Genomic DNA, 13448 nt, shown 5'->3' on the forward strand with positions numbered 1-13448 from the left:
TGGCCCCTTTCTGCCGTTGCCGCTAGGGAAAGCTTCCGTGGCAGAACCAGTTTGGAAGCAGGATCGCGCCTCGACCAAAGTAAATCCAGAGAGGTTTTCCGAACTCGTGGAAAGCTTTCCAGTAATCGCGGATGCCAGTACGCCAGTCGGCCAGATCGAACCACCACTCGGGTAGTATTCGTTCGGGTCCTTGCAAGGCGACAAGCGACCATTGGCGACCGCGCCAGCGGAAAGACGCTTTTGGTGCTTCCGAGGCGGGATGGTGGACAGGTTCGGGCGGCCAGATCAGCAGCGGCCGTGGCGCGGCGGGCGGCGGCCAGTCGCTGGCGGGATCGGACCAGGCTGCGGCCAGTGTCAGCGCGGATTTATCGGGAAGGTGACTGGTGCCGGGATGGCGGCGGGTGACGGTTTCCAGCCCGATACGGGCTCCGATCTTGCTGACCAGATCGTGCAGGAGAGCAGGATCGGTGCGTTTCTCTCCGGCGGTCCTGTTGGCCTGCAGGTGACCGACAGGCTTTTTGCGGGTGGGTTCCTCGGTCGAAATGCCCACGAGCCGCAGCATGTCGATACCGAATTCCGCGTCTAGATCTTCGATCTTCATTTCCAGCAGCGGGCGGATCCGGTCGGGAGAACAGGTCGCCCGGGCAAGCTGGATGAGGCGGATATCGGCCTGCCCGTCGGGACGGTGAGCTTCGAGGCGCAAGCTGCGCAACCCGCGCCCCTTGTCCTGGATCTTTTTGCAGAGGGAGGGCAGCATCCGGTCAAGCGCGGCCATCACGTCCTCTTTCAACCCGATCGGGTCGGGCATCGTCATTCTCACGGCAAAATGTTCTTCGGCCTCTGCGGGCGAGACCGGTTCGGGCACGCTGCCCAGGGCCTGGTCAAGGCGCAGCAGGAGAGATTTTCCAAAGCGGCGGGCGAGGGCGGCGCGGGGTTGACCGATGATGTCCCGGACATGCCGCAGCCCGAGGCGGTTGAGCTGTTCCGTGGTTCCGGGGTCCAGCCGGAGGGCGGTAACGGGGAGCGGGGCGAGCGCGGAGTGGTTTTGTCCGGGAGCGGCGATGCGGCCGGTGAGGGGAGTTGTGCTGCGGGGGGCCTGCGGCGCGGTGCCGCCCTTGCTCCAGTGTTTGCGCTTGCCCGCGCGGGACCGGGTTGCCCGGGCTTCCTGATCAATCGCATCGCCATTGCGCAGGCTTCCCCCGGATTCGCCGGAAAACCGGGCCAGCGCCCAGGCGGCGCCCAGCGTATCGGCGATGCCGCATTGCACGGTCAGCCCCATGTCCCGGCATTCCTCTTCGATCCGGGCGATCACGCCTGTTTCGCCACCGAAGAGATGCGCGCAGCCGGTCAAGTCGATTACCAGGGCATCGGGCGGGGCCTCTGCCACCCAGGGGCTGTATTTGCCGGACCACCGGCGCAGGGCATTGAGGAAACTGGTCTCGGCGGCGGGGTTGCGCATACGGGTATGCAGGCCCGCGCAGCTTGCCTGTGCATCGCGCAGCGACTGACCCACGTGCAGGCCAAGCTGCAAAGCGGGGCCGTTTAACGAGGTGATAACCTGCATGTTGGATTGTTCGGCCACGATGGCAAGCGGTGCATCTTGCATATGATGCTCGAACCGGAGGACGCGTTCGGCGCCAAGGCGCGGAAACCAAAGGGAAAGGATACGACGGTTGGGCATGATCAGGCGATTCTGGCGACTCATTTGTTCATGTTTTGTTCTGTATGACTCGAATCCTTTTCGGAGTCGAGATGCCCGGAGTGGTCGGCTGTCACAGCGTGGAATTGTTCTTGCCGTTCTGACTGCGCTGGGGCTGGCGACAATGGCGGTGTCGCAGGACACGGCATGGGATGGACACGTGCTACGTCGCGTTGCGGCGATGAATGATGCCCGCGTTGTGATGGGGCGGTTGCATGACATGGCGGGGGCGAATGCGATATTTCACCGGGATCGTGCGCGGCTGGATCGTAAGGCGTTGATAAAGTTTTCAAAATCACTGCCGCGCCTGTTCCGCAAAGAGCGGATGGACCTGCACAGCCGGGCAAGGCCGGGGATCTGGGAAAACCGGGCGCTGTTCCGGGTGCGGGCGCGCATCGCGCTTGCCGCGGCGCGCGGCATCAATCCGCGCTCTGCGGAAACGCTGCGCGCGACACTGCCCGACATGTTGCAGACCTGTTTGGATTGTCACAAGCAGTTCCGCGCGCCGCCGTGACCGGCGGGGTCAGGAACGATCAGCCACACCAGACGCGGGTGATCGTGTAATCCTCGGTGACATTCACGTTCACGCGCTGGGGCTTGTATTCCTGCGTGTAAAGGGAGTTGGGCGGGATGATCCGGACATCGGCAGGTAGGACCGGACGGGATTGGGCAAAGGGCTGACCGACAACCGCCTTCTGCTCTTCGCTGAGGCAGGCGGAGGCCACCGCCGACTGCTCTGGTGTGGTGGTCGAGGTGGCGGTCGTGGTCGCATTGGGGCCACAGGCCGCCAAGAGCAACACGAGGGGCAGCATCCATTTCATGCGCCGGTCTCCTTCCAGATTTCGTTCCGATCCTGCCCACATCATTGCACAAATGCGGGGTCGGACAACCCGGAGAATGCGTCCCGGCGCGGAAATCTACCGATACGGCAACGGGTTGGCCGTACAAGGCGGAACCGAATGCGGTGGAGCCCGGTTCAGCGCCGGCCCTCGCGCAGCCAGCCGCCGACGATCAGGACCGAGGCGATCAGCAGCACCAGCCAAGGCGGCAGCAGGGCCATCTGGGTGACATCGCGGGTTTCATAGGCGTCGCGCGGCGTAAGTCCGATCCAGCCCCGGCCCGAGGCGGGACGGCCGGGCCGGATGTCGCGCAGTGAGGGAATCTGGTCTTCGATGCGGAAGACACCGCCGCGCATCGGTTCGATCACGGGCGCAAGCACTGTATCGGTGGCGATGGTCTGCTCGAATTCGCGCGGCGCTGCGGGGCCAAGGCCAATCACCGCCTCACGTTCGCCCTCGGCCAGCCGGTAGAGACCGATATCCGCGCCCTCATAGGTGCTCTCGAAACGGCCCGGGCTGACCTCTTCCAGCGTGATGGTTTCGGTCGTGCCATCGGGTCTGGTGATGGTGACCTCGCCGATTTCCTCTTCGAGCGTGCGGCGGATGATCTTCAAGGTCTGGCCCGATGTGACCTCGGCCCAGAGCGCCTCTTCCTCGAGTTCGGGTTCCTTCATCATCCAGTGAGCGAGGCGGCGCAGCAGTTCAAGCTGCGGGCCGCCGCCCTCGTAGCCGCGATTCCAGAGCCACGCGTGGTCGGATGCAAGCAGGGCGACACGACCTTCGCCAACGCGGTCGAGGATCAGCAGTGGCCGGTCGTCGATGCCGGACATGACGATATTGCCCGAACGCGGTTCGAGTTCGATCTGGCGTAGCCAGGGTCCCCAGGTATCGGCGCCCTGGAAATCGCTGGTGACCGGGTGGCGCTGGCCGAGATCCGTGATCTCGGGGCGGTAGCGCTGTTCGATCACCCGGGCGGTCGGTTCGGCGGGCAGCACCCGTTCGAGGGGGGAGCGGAAGATACTGTCGGCGCTGGCAAAATCAGGACCGGCCGCGACAAGGACGGCACCGCCCTTGTTCACATATTCCGCCACGTTGTCGAGGTAGAGCGCTGGCAGGATGCCCCGCCGCTTGTAGCGGTCAAAGATGATCAGGTCGAAATCGTCGATCTTTTCCAGAAACAGCTCGCGGGTGGGAAAGGCGATGAGGGAAAGCTCGCCCACCGGCACACCATCCTGTTTCTCGGGTGGGCGCAGGATGGTGAAATGGACGAGATCGACGGAACTGTCCGATTTCAGCAGGTTGCGCCATGTGCGGCCACCGGGGTGCGGTTCGCCTGAAACCAGCAGCACCCGCAGGCGGTCGCGCACACCGTTCATCTGGATCAGGGCCGTGTTGTTGCGGTCGGTCAACTCGCCCTCCGCTTCGGGGACGGTGAACTGGATGACGTTGCGCCCGCCATGGGGCAGGGTGAGCGGCAGGTCGATGTCCTGACCGATGGGCACGTCAAAGCTCTGTGGTTCCCCGCCGTCGACCGAGATTTCAAGCGGTGCTGTGGCACCTGTTGCCGGGGCCGCGCCGCTGTCTTCCACCCGCAGGGTCAGCGTGACGGGTTCGCCGATGATGGCAAAGGCCGGGGCGTTGCGCACGATCAGGCGGCGATCCCAGTCCGTTTCATGCCCGGTCAGCAGCAGGTGCATCGGCGCCGGCAGGTCAGGCGTCATGTCGAGATCATGGGCCCGCCCGTCGCTGAGCGCGACGATCCCGGCGATGCGGGCGCGAGGTTCCTCGGCCAGCGCCTCGGTCAACGCCGTCATCATGCGGGTGCCGGTATCGCCTTCGCCATCGGGGATCTGCACGCGGCGAATTTCGGTGTTGTCGCGGGCGGCAAGTTCGCCGGTAAGCTCTTCGACGGCGCTGGCCAGTTGTTCGGGCCTGTCGGACAGGCGCTGGCTGGCGCTTTCGTCTTCAAGCAGGATCACGATGTCGGAAAGCGGCGCGCGATCTTCTTCCTGGTAGACCGGACCGGCGAGCGCCCCGAGGATCACTAGCGCAGCAAGGCCACGCAGCGCCCAGCCGGAAAGCCCGCGCCAGAGCGCGAGCACGATGCCGGCAAAGGCCAGCACGGCGAGCCCGGCCAGCAGGGGCCAGGGGATCAGCGGATCAAAAAGAACGGTTCCGGTCATTGTCCAAGCCTGTCGAGGAGGGCGGGAACATGGACCTGATCGGATTTATAGTTACCGGTCAGCACATGCATTACGAGGTTTACGCCAAAGCGATAGGCCAGTTCGCGCTGGCGTTCGCCGGAAAAGCCGCGGCCCACGGGCAGCAGCGCGCGTCCCTGAGAGTCGACGGCCCATGCAGCGGCCCAGTCATTGCCGCCGATCACCACCGGGGTCACCCCGTCATTGAGATTGCGGAAGGGCATGCCTTCGATCTGTTCGGCATCCGGCGGCGCGGCTTCGACCCAGACATCGCGGCTGGTATGGCGACCGGGGAAGTCCTGCAGCAGGTAAAAGGTCCGCGTCAGCACGTGATCGGCGGGCAGCGGTTCGAGCGGTGGAATATCGAGCGGCGCGGCAAGTTCCTCCAGCTTGCGTCCGTTCGGGCTCGACGTGCCAAAACGGGCGGTGTCCGCATCGCGGGTATCAAAGAGGATCATGCCGCCGGAGCGCAGGTAGGTATTCAGCTTGGCATAGGCTTCTTGCGAGGGGATTGGCTGATCGGGGGTGATCGGCCAGTAGAGCAGTGGGAAAAACGCCAGCTCATCGGTTTCGAGGTCGATGCCCATCGGCACAGAGGGTTCGACCGAGGTGCGGAAGTAGAGCGTATCGGCCAGCCCGCGCAGCCCGGCCTGCGCCACCTCGTCCAGCTGTTCGTTGCCTGTCAGCACATGGGCAAGCACCAGTTCCGAGGTCGCCTCGATGGCGAAAGTGTCGGGGTCTTCGGTACCTTGGGCGTGCAGGTCGCCGGGCTGGAACAGCAGCAGGCCCGCCAGCGCGGCGGCACCGGCGCGGGACAGCGCGAGACGGCCCGACAGCGCCAGCGAGGCGACGATATCGGCGGCGAGAAGCAGGATCGCGAGGCTTAGGAGCGCCCCGCCAAGCGGCTGTTCCTCTTGCACGGCGAGACCTTCGACGGGCACGTCGGCGGGCCATGTGGCCGGGGTCAGTTCGCTATCGCCGGTGAGCACGTTACGCGCCAGACGCCGGTCGCCGTTGCGGTAGAGACCGGGGCGCAGATCGGGGCCGGTGGGGCTTGCCACGAGGGCCGGTCCGTCGACGCCGGGCATGGTCGAGGCATCGGAAAGCGCGCCGAACCCGTCCATGATCTGGAGCGGAGTCCAGACCGTGCCTTCGAGATCGGCGGCCTCGGGCGTCTTGGCGGTGGAGGACACGGCGAGCCGTTCCAGCATCTCGACAAAGAGACCGGACAGCGGCAGCGAAGACCATTCCGCATTGGCCGTCACATGGAACAGCACGACCTGTCCCTGACCGATCATCTTGCGGGTGACCAGAGGCGTACCATCGGTCAGACGGGCAATGACCCGGTCGGCCAATGTGGGGTCGGGCTGGGCCATGACCTGCGCGGAGACGGTGACATCTTCGGGCACATGCAACCCGTAGAATGGCGATTCCGGCGGGAAGGCATCGAGCGATTTCGGCTCTCCCCAGCTCATCGCGCCACCGACGCTGCGGCCACCGGCACGCAGGCGGACCGGCATCAGCGTGTCTTCCTCATTGCGGGAAATGTCGCTTGCTGCGAGGCGTGTGCCCGCAAAGCGGAGCAGCAGCCCGCCTTCTTCGACCCATTCGGTCAGTGCGGTCTGCTCGCCGGGGGCAAGCGTGGCCACGTCAGCGAGCACGATCACGTCCGGGTTGGCGGGCAGAACGTCCATCAGCGCGCCGTCGAGCAGGTCGGCAGTGGGGATCAGTGCCTGTTCGAGATAGTGCAGCGGTGAGAGCAGTTGCAGACCTTCGCGGTCGTCACGACCCGCGATTAGCGCGACCTCGCGGCGCCGTAGACCATCATCGGTGAGGGTGACAGCCCCGGCGGCGCGCTGGCCACGGATTTCAAACCGGGTGATGCGGGCGCGCAGTTCCGACGGCAGGATCAGCTCGGCGGTAGCCGTGGTGTCGCCATCGGCAAATGTGGCGGTGGCCTGCGAGAGGGTGCGGGCGGTGCCTGCGGGGTCGCGACCCTCGGCCAGAATGGTGATCTCGCGTTCCGGTCCGGGCTGCGAGCGGCGGGCAGTCAGCTGAATGGCGCTGTCCTCAAACGTTACGGGGGCGAGGCCCATGACGGAATTGCCGGTCTGGTAGACGCGCAGGGCGCCGCGTTCGCCAAATGCCTCGGTCAGGCGGGCGCGGCCGGGATAATCGAGGGAGTCGCTGAGCCAGTGGGTGTCGAACCCCTGAGCCGGGTCCGGCAGGCTGGCGATGATGGAGGTGATCTGCGCTTCGCTCGGGCTCCACGGGGCCGGGTTCAGCCCGGCGAGCCGGTTGCGCCAGGTATCGGCGGACTGGAATTTGACCTCTTCCGGGTTCGTCAGGCGCAGGATGGCGACGGGACGGCCCGCGCGGGCGGCTTCGGTCAGCTGGGCGTCGATCAGGTCGATCTTGTCGGTCCATTGGGTTGCGCCTGCCCAGCTTGCGTCGAGCGCGATGAGCAGCGGGCCGGACCCGGTTTCGGCGCGGTTCGGATTCAGCACGGGACCGGCAAGGCCGATGATGATCGCGGCAACGGCCAGCATCCGCAGCAGCAAAAGCCACCACGGCGTGCGGTCGGAAACGGATTCGTCATCCTTGAGGCCAAGCAGAAGTGCGACGCCGGGAAACCGTCGCCGTATCGGCGCGGGCGGCACGGCGCGCAGGATCAGCCAGAGGATGGGCAGGACCAGCAGCCCCAGCAGAAGCCAAGGCGCGGAAAAGCCGATACCGGCGAGAACGGTCATGATGTGCCCCTGTCCAGCGCGCGATAGAGCCAGAGCAGCGCCGATTGCGCCGAGTCGCCGGTGTGATGCGTGCCATAGTGCCAACCGGTCAGGCGGCAGAGCTGGCTCAGCTCTTCGCGCCTTTCGTGCAGGCGCTCGAGATAGCGGTCGCGCAGGTCGTTGGCCTTGAGCGTTTCGTGGCGCAGCGAACCGCCGACGCTTTCAAAGATGGTGCGGCCGCGAAAGGGGAACTGTTCCTCGGAGGGGTCCAGCACCTGCATCAGCACGCCGCGCACACCCCGATCGGCGGCCTTGGTGAGCGCCAGCCGGACCTCGGACATGTCGCCCATGAAATCGGAGATAAAGAGCGCGCGGGCATGGGGGATCATGGCGCGGTGCTCGGGGGGTGCGTAATCTTCTGAGGAGTCGACGCTGAAACTTTCGGCGAGCCGCATGATCTGCGCTTTTCCGCGCCGGGGCGGCAGGGCCGTGCCGGTCAGGCCGACGCGTTCGCCGCCGCGTACCAGAAGGATGGCGATGCCAAGCCCGAGCAGCCGGGCACGGTCGGCCTTGGTTTCCAGATGGGTGTCCGAGGAAAAGCGCATCGATGCGCCCTGATCGACCCAGAGCATGACCGATTGTGCGATCTGCCATTCACGCTCCCGCACGAACTGGTGATCGCCGCGCGCCGAGCGGCGGTGGTCGATCATGCGGCGGCTGTCGCCGATCTGGGCAGGACGGTATTGCCAAAAATCATCGCCCATGCCTGCGCGACGGCGGCCGTGATCGCCCAGCAGCACGGTGCCGGCCAGATGGTCGGCGCGCGCAAGCAGCGGGGGTAGTCGACTCGCCTCGGCTTCGGCACGATGGCGAAGGGCGTTTGATTGTGTCACGCAGCAGCCTCGGTCCGCGTCAGGCTTGTCGCGGTGGTTTCTATGAGTTCGGCAAGGCTGTCGCCGCGGGCGCGCGCGGCAAAGTTCAGGGCCATACGGTGGCTGAGAACCGGACGGGCCATGTCGATCACATCCTCGGCGCTGGGCGCGAGGCGTCCCTGCAGCATGGCGCTGGCGCGGACGGTCATCATCAGGGCCTGCGCGGCACGCGGGCCGGGGCCCCATGCGACGGTATCGCGCACCCGTTCAGAGGCATCCGGTTCGTCCGGACGGAAGGCGCGGACCAGATCGAGGATCATTTCCACCACCGATTCGCCCACCGGCATGCGCCGCAGCAGGGTCTGGGCGGCCAGCAATTCGTCGCGGGTAAAGACCGCTGTCGCCTTGTCTTCGCTCACGCCGGTGGTGGCGAGGAGGATGTCGCGCTCGGTGTCGCGGTCGGGATAGTTCACGTCGATCTGGACGAGGAAACGGTCGAGCTGCGCTTCGGGCAAAGGATAAGTGCCCTCTTGTTCAATGGGGTTCTGGGTGGCCAGAACGTGGAAGGCGAGGCCAAGGTCACGGTCAGCCCCGGCGACGGTCACGACCCGTTCCTGCATGGCCTGCAGCAGCGCTGACTGGGTACGCGGGCTGGCGCGGTTGATTTCGTCCGCCATCAGCAATTCGCAGAAGATCGGCCCCGGAACGAAACGGAAATTCCGCGTGCCATCGGCGGAGGTGTCCAGAACTTCGGAGCCGAGAATATCGGCGGGCATCAGGTCGGGGGTGAACTGGATACGGTTTCCATCAAGGCCCATTACCGTCGAAAGCGTTTCGACAAGGCGGGTTTTCCCAAGCCCGGGAAGGCCGATCAGCAGCGCGTGACCGCCGCAGAGCAGGGCGGCGAGAGTCAGGTCGACGACCCGTTCCTGACCGATGAAACGGCGCGTGATGGATTGCTTGGCTTCGGCCAGTTTGCTTTCCAGCGCCTCGATCTCGGCAACCAGATCTGAGGTATCGGACATGACTTTCCTTTCGGGCGACGTATATGACCTGTATGACTGTTACTCAGTGTATCGTGCAGAAAGGAAATGGCAAAAGCTATGAGCGGACAAAATGCCGTTACCCCGTCAGCCGAAGGCATCGCTGCCTCGATCCGAGCCGCAAAGACGCGCGGATTGCCGCCGGTTCATCTTTGGGATCCCGAGTTTTGCGGCGATCTGGACATGACGATCGCCCGCGATGGCACCTGGTTCTACCTTGGTACGCCCATCGGGCGGCCCGAACTGGTGCGATTGTTTTCGACGATTCTCAAGAAGGAAGACGACAAGTATTTCCTTGTGACGCCGGTCGAAAAGGTCGGCATCACGGTCGAGGACGCGCCTTTTGTGGCGGTGGATTTTGAAACCAAAGGTGAAGGGCGTGATCAGTTTCTGACCTTTACCACCAATGTGGGCGACACCGCGATGGCCGGGCCGGACCATCCGATTCGCGTTGAGCGGGACCCGGAGACCGGCGAACCGTCGCCCTATGTGCTGATACGCGCCAATCTCGAGGCGCTGATCGATCGCAAGAGCTTTTACCGGCTGGTCGAGGTGGGCGAACATCACGAGGACTGGTTTGGCATCTGGTCGGGAGGTCAGTTCTTTCCGATCATCCCGTCCAAGGACCTGCCTGCCTGATCTATCCGGCAAATTCGGGTGGGACGGGTTGATTTTCTCAACGGATTAAGGTTTGTTATCGCTAACATCTTGATGCCTGAAAACAGGACGATCATCGCCGTGCAGCCAGAACCGAAGGTGAGGAAGCTATCATGGCCCTGAATTCTACCGTCGCTCGCGTGACCGAGCGGATCATCGAACGCAGCGCGCCGACCCGGCAGCCCTATCTTGAACGGATGCGGGCCGCCGGAGAGCAAGGTCCGGCGCGGGCGCATCTTTCGTGTAGCGGACAAGCGCATGCTTATGCGGCGGCGGGCGAGGACCAGGAAGAGCTTGCTACCGGTTCTGCGGGTAATCTCGGGATCGTGACGGCATATAACGATATGCTTTCGGCGCATCAGCCGTTTGAGCGGTTTCCCGAGCTGATCCGCACGGCCGCGCGCTCGGTCGGCGGGACGGCTCAGGTGGCGGGCGGGGTGCCTGCCATGTGCGACGGGGTTACCCAAGGCGAGGCGGGGATGGAGCTGAGCCTGTTTTCGCGCGATGCCATCGCGATGGCGACTGGGGTGGCTCTGTCGCATAACGTTTTCGATGCGGCGGTTTTCCTTGGAGTATGCGACAAGATTGTGCCGGGGTTGGTGATCGCGGCGCAGGCATTCGGGCATCTGCCCATCGTGTTTCTGCCCGCCGGTCCGATGACCAGCGGCATCAGCAACGACGAAAAGGCCAAGGTGCGTCAGCAGTTCGCTGCCGGCGAAGTCGGGCGCGAAGAATTGATGGCGGCGGAGATGGCGGCCTATCACGGGCCGGGGACCTGCACCTTTTACGGCACGGCCAACACCAACCAGATGCTGATGGAGTTCATGGGCCTGCACCTGCCCGGCTCCAGCTTTGTCACGCCCAATACCGGTTTGCGCGATGCGCTGACACAGGAAGGCGCGCGGCGGGCGCTGTCGCTGAGCGCGCTGGGCAATGATTATACGCCGACCTGCGATATTCTGGATGAACGCGCCTTTGTGAACGGGATCGTCGGGCTGAACGCGACGGGCGGGTCGACCAACCTGCTGATCCATCTGGTGGCGATGGCGCGGGCCGGGGGGATCGTGCTCGACTGGGAGGATTTCTCGGAACTGTCCGATGCGACGCCGCTGATGGCGCGGGTCTATCCGAACGGTCTGGCCGATGTGAACCATTTCCACGCGGCAGGCGGGCTTGGCTATATGATCGGCGATTTGCTGAAAGAAGGGATGCTGCATCCCGATACCAAAACCGTCGCGGGGCAGGGGCTTGAGCATTACACGGCGGAACCCAAGCTGAAGGGCGACACGCTGGTCTGGGAAGCCGGTTCGGGCGAGAGCCTGAACGAAAAGATCCTGCGGCCTGCAAGCGATCCGTTCCAACCGACGGGCGGGTTGAAACGACTGGCGGGCTCGCTCGGGACGGCAGTTATGAAGATCTCTGCCGTGGCACCGGAGCATCGCGCCGTCGAGGCGAAAGTGCGTGTCTTCCACGATCAGGATGCGGTTAAGGAGGCATTTCGCGCCGGGGAGTTCACCGAGGACACAATTGTAGTCGTGCGCTTTCAGGGGCCCAAGGCGAACGGGATGCCCGAGCTGCATTCGCTGACGCCGGTGCTGGGGGTCTTGCAGGGGCGTGGGCTGAAAGTGGCGCTGGTGACCGATGGCCGGATGTCCGGGGCCTCGGGCAAGGTGCCCTCGGCGATCCATGTCTGCCCCGAGGCGCTGGACGGCGGGCCGATTGCGCGGTTGCGTGACGGGGATATGCTGCGGGTCGACGCGAATACCGGAGAGCTGGAAATCCTGACGGAAGGCGTGATGGACCGTGATCCGGTCGTGCCGGACCTTTCGGCCAATGAATTCGGAACAGGGCGCGAGCTTTTCTCGGTCTTTCGGCGCACCGTCGGCGCGGCCGATACCGGCGCAACCGTATTTGGAGTTTGAACATGTCGATGACCGGAAGCGAAGCGAGCCGCCGCACGCGCGAAATTTGCCAGACCGCGCCGATCGTGCCGGTGCTGGTGGTCAAGGATGCCGCGAAGGCCCGGCCTCTGGCCGAGGCGCTGGTGGCCGGGGGGCTGCCGGTGCTGGAAGTGACCCTGCGCACGCCGGCGGCACTGGACGTGATCCGCGAGATGTCCGGGGTGACGGGCGGCATTGTCGGAGCCGGAACGCTGGTGACGGCAGAGGATGTGCGAGCGGCCAAGGATGCCGGGGCGACATTCGGCGTATCGCCCGGCGCGACTGACGAATTGCTCGCAGCCTGCGAGGCCGAGGATCTGCCGCTTTTGCCGGGGGCGGCGACCGCCACCGAGGCGATGCGGCTGCTGGCGCGGGGCTATGACATGATGAAGTTCTTTCCCGCCGAAGCCTCGGGCGGGGCACCGGCGCTGAAGGCCATCGGCGCGCCGCTGCCTCAGATTTCCTTTTGCCCGACCGGGGGCGTCAGCCTGTCGAACGCGCCGAGCTATCTTGGCCTGTCGAACGTGGTCTGCGCCGGGGGCAGCTGGGTGGCACCGGGCGATGCGGTCGAGGCCGGGGACTGGGCGCGGATCGAGACGCTTGCGAAAGAAGCCAGCACGCTTTGATCGTGGCCGCGCAATCTGAGCGTGATTTGGCTGCAATCACAGGTTACGACTTGGTGAACGAGTGTTGGAGCCTTCATGCCGAGATTTGCCGCGAACCTGTCGTTGCTGTTTACCGAGTTTCCCTATCTGGAAAGATTCGAAGCAGCGGCCCGGGCGGGATTCCGGGCCGTGGAGATCCTGTTTCCTTATGAATTCCCGGCTGGGGAAACCCGGCGTGCGCTGATCTCAAACGATCTCGAACTGGTTCTGATCAATGCGCCGCCGCCGAATTATACTGGCGGAGATCAGGGGTTCGCAGGCGTACCGGGGAGCGAAGCGCGGTTCCAGTATGACATGCGCCGGGTCATGCGTTTTGCCGGGGAATTCCATCCCGGCGTAATCCACCTGATGGCGGGGTACAGCGAAGACCCGGCGGCGGTGGATGTATTGGTGCAGAACCTGCAATGGGCGGCGGATATGGCGCCGATGCAGCAATTCACCATCGAACCGCTGAACCGCACCGACCAGCCGGGCTATGTGCTGAGCGATTTCGACCTTGCGGCGGAGGTATTGGCCCGGGTGGGGCGCGACAATGTCGGGCTGCAGTTCGACACCTATCATGCGCAGGTCATCCATGGAGATGCGCTGGCGGTCTGGGACCGGGTCGCGCCGCTGGTGCGCCATGTGCAGATCGGCGATGTGCCGGGCCGGGTGGAGCCCGGGGGCGGCCATTTCGATTTCAGGGGGTTTTTCGAGATGCTGGACGCGACCGGCTATGCAGGCTGGGTCAGCGCCGAGTATCACCCGAGGACGAAACTGACCAAGGACAGCCTTGGCTGGATGCGGTAGCGGGGGCTCTGCCC

At 64.7% G+C, this 13448-nt stretch carries 11 protein-coding genes; 5 read left to right on the plus strand and 6 right to left on the minus strand.

Going from position 1 to position 13448, the window contains the following annotated elements:
- Positions 1-22: 22 nt before the first annotated feature.
- A complete protein-coding gene (locus ACU0FH_RS16110) occupies positions 23-1705 on the minus strand; it encodes a Y-family DNA polymerase (protein ID WP_446195671.1) in 1683 nt (560 codons plus the stop codon).
- A gap of 118 nt (positions 1706-1823) precedes the next feature.
- On the opposite strand from ACU0FH_RS16110, the gene ACU0FH_RS16115 reads away from it, so the two are divergent.
- Complete coding sequence (locus ACU0FH_RS16115; protein ID WP_446195672.1) at positions 1824-2213, plus strand: cytochrome c; 390 nt, start codon at positions 1824-1826, stop codon at positions 2211-2213.
- Positions 2214-2232: 19 nt separating this feature from the next.
- On the opposite strand, the gene ACU0FH_RS16120 is transcribed toward ACU0FH_RS16115, so the two are convergent.
- The 5 genes from ACU0FH_RS16120 to ACU0FH_RS16140 form a co-directional block, all read right to left on the minus strand.
- A complete protein-coding gene (locus ACU0FH_RS16120; protein WP_446195673.1) occupies positions 2233-2520 on the minus strand; it encodes an I78 family peptidase inhibitor in 288 nt (95 codons plus the stop codon).
- A gap of 155 nt (positions 2521-2675) precedes the next feature.
- A complete protein-coding gene (locus tag ACU0FH_RS16125; protein WP_446195674.1) occupies positions 2676-4721 on the minus strand; it encodes a hypothetical protein in 2046 nt (681 codons plus the stop codon).
- Entirely contained in the window at positions 4718-7489 is a 2772-nt protein-coding gene (locus ACU0FH_RS16130) for a DUF4159 domain-containing protein (RefSeq protein WP_446195675.1), read from the minus strand. The genes ACU0FH_RS16125 and ACU0FH_RS16130 overlap by 4 nt, the downstream gene beginning before the upstream one ends.
- A complete protein-coding gene (locus tag ACU0FH_RS16135) occupies positions 7486-8361 on the minus strand; it encodes a DUF58 domain-containing protein (protein WP_446195676.1) in 876 nt (291 codons plus the stop codon). The genes ACU0FH_RS16130 and ACU0FH_RS16135 overlap by 4 nt, the downstream gene beginning before the upstream one ends.
- Complete coding sequence (locus ACU0FH_RS16140) at positions 8358-9365, minus strand: AAA family ATPase (RefSeq protein WP_446195677.1); 1008 nt, start codon at positions 9363-9365, stop codon at positions 8358-8360. The genes ACU0FH_RS16135 and ACU0FH_RS16140 overlap by 4 nt, the downstream gene beginning before the upstream one ends.
- Positions 9366-9443: 78 nt before the next feature.
- Here ACU0FH_RS16140 and ACU0FH_RS16145 point away from each other — a divergent pair, with 78 nt between their 5' ends.
- The 4 genes from ACU0FH_RS16145 (at position 9444) to ACU0FH_RS16160 (ending at position 13434) form a co-directional block, all read left to right on the plus strand.
- Positions 9444-10022 carry a DUF1285 domain-containing protein gene (locus ACU0FH_RS16145; protein ID WP_446195678.1) on the plus strand — a complete coding sequence of 193 codons (579 nt, stop codon included), beginning with the start codon at positions 9444-9446 and terminating at the stop codon, positions 10020-10022.
- 131 nt (positions 10023-10153) lie between these two features.
- Complete coding sequence (edd, locus tag ACU0FH_RS16150; RefSeq protein WP_446195679.1) at positions 10154-11962, plus strand: phosphogluconate dehydratase; 1809 nt, start codon at positions 10154-10156, stop codon at positions 11960-11962.
- An 8-nt stretch (positions 11963-11970) separates the two neighbouring features.
- Complete coding sequence (gene eda, locus ACU0FH_RS16155; protein WP_446195726.1) at positions 11971-12606, plus strand: bifunctional 4-hydroxy-2-oxoglutarate aldolase/2-dehydro-3-deoxy-phosphogluconate aldolase; 636 nt, start codon at positions 11971-11973, stop codon at positions 12604-12606.
- Positions 12607-12681: 75 nt separating this feature from the next.
- Positions 12682-13434: a hydroxypyruvate isomerase family protein gene (locus tag ACU0FH_RS16160; protein WP_446195680.1), complete on the plus strand. Its 753-nt coding sequence runs from the start codon at positions 12682-12684 to the stop codon at positions 13432-13434.
- Positions 13435-13448 lie beyond the last annotated feature (14 nt).

Source organism: Heliomarina sp. (assembly GCF_052826185.1).

Coding starts and splice junctions, on each gene's coding strand:
- ACU0FH_RS16140 (WP_446195677.1), bottom strand. CDS start 9,365: ATGTCCGATACCTCAGATCTGGTTGCCGAGATCGAGGCGCTGGAAAGC.
- eda (WP_446195726.1), top strand. CDS start 11,971: ATGACCGGAAGCGAAGCGAGCCGCCGCACGCGCGAAATTTGCCAGACC.
- ACU0FH_RS16145 (WP_446195678.1), top strand. CDS start 9,444: ATGAGCGGACAAAATGCCGTTACCCCGTCAGCCGAAGGCATCGCTGCC.
- ACU0FH_RS16115 (WP_446195672.1), top strand. CDS start 1,824: ATGGCGGTGTCGCAGGACACGGCATGGGATGGACACGTGCTACGTCGC.
- ACU0FH_RS16120 (WP_446195673.1), bottom strand. CDS start 2,520: ATGAAATGGATGCTGCCCCTCGTGTTGCTCTTGGCGGCCTGTGGCCCC.
- ACU0FH_RS16130 (WP_446195675.1), bottom strand. CDS start 7,489: ATGACCGTTCTCGCCGGTATCGGCTTTTCCGCGCCTTGGCTTCTGCTG.
- edd (WP_446195679.1), top strand. CDS start 10,154: ATGGCCCTGAATTCTACCGTCGCTCGCGTGACCGAGCGGATCATCGAA.
- ACU0FH_RS16160 (WP_446195680.1), top strand. CDS start 12,682: ATGCCGAGATTTGCCGCGAACCTGTCGTTGCTGTTTACCGAGTTTCCC.
- ACU0FH_RS16110 (WP_446195671.1), bottom strand. CDS start 1,705: ATGAGTCGCCAGAATCGCCTGATCATGCCCAACCGTCGTATCCTTTCC.
- ACU0FH_RS16125 (WP_446195674.1), bottom strand. CDS start 4,721: ATGACCGGAACCGTTCTTTTTGATCCGCTGATCCCCTGGCCCCTGCTG.